The sequence below is a fragment of the Candidatus Poseidoniia archaeon genome, assembly GCA_030748895.1.
In the GTDB taxonomy this organism is placed as follows: Archaea; Thermoplasmatota; Poseidoniia; order MGIII; family CG-Epi1; genus UBA8886.
Genome location: JASMLC010000057.1, coordinates 1 through 614, shown reverse-complemented (window position 1 = coordinate 614; position 614 = coordinate 1). Strand labels below are relative to the sequence as shown.

At 33.9% G+C, this 614-nt stretch carries 2 protein-coding genes; both read right to left on the bottom strand.

The window, feature by feature from the left end; translation table 11 throughout:
• The coding region (locus QGG57_07080) for a DUF542 domain-containing protein (protein ID MDP7007917.1) at positions 1 to 412 on the bottom strand (412 nt) is incomplete at its 3' end.
• Positions 413 to 414: 2 nt separating this feature from the next.
• A partial coding sequence (locus tag QGG57_07075) for a hypothetical protein (GenBank protein ID MDP7007916.1) occupies positions 415 to 614 on the bottom strand: 200 nt, incomplete at its 5' end.

Below are 614 nucleotides of genomic sequence, written 5' to 3'. Positions count from 1 at the left end.
ACAAACACCTTTCTTCTTTCAACATGTGCTGTTTAAGTTCAAATCTTAAATCATCAAATAAGCTTGCAATTTCAATGGTATTTGGATGGTTTTTACCATGTACCTTCGCTACTTTATCTGTAAATTTAGCAATGGCTGGTGCTGTATCTCTAATGTATTGATGATGATGAACACAAATATATTGACTCAATTTATCTAAACTCATTTCATCAAATAAATTATCTTGCGTATCTCCATTATTCATTAATGATTGAATCTCAACCAGCACTTCTTGAACATCTAATCCCTTATCCAAACAAGCTGACTTAATTGTCACATCTCCATTGCAACAAAAATCTAATCCAAATTTATTGAAAACTGTTGCTGTTCGTCCGTCCATAGTCACTATTTCTCCTATTGTTTTACTTTTCATAATTATTTACTTCCGTCTGATTCGTCTAAGTCGTTTGGGATTACAGGTTCAACTATAATGGTTCCAGTACGGGCATTCCCTATTTCACCGCAGAAAATGGAACAGTCTACTATTACGGTATTGCCTCCTGCAATTTCAACTTTACACAATCCTGTACTGCTATACTGAAATTCACCAACTTTATCTGCAAAAAAATCTACAG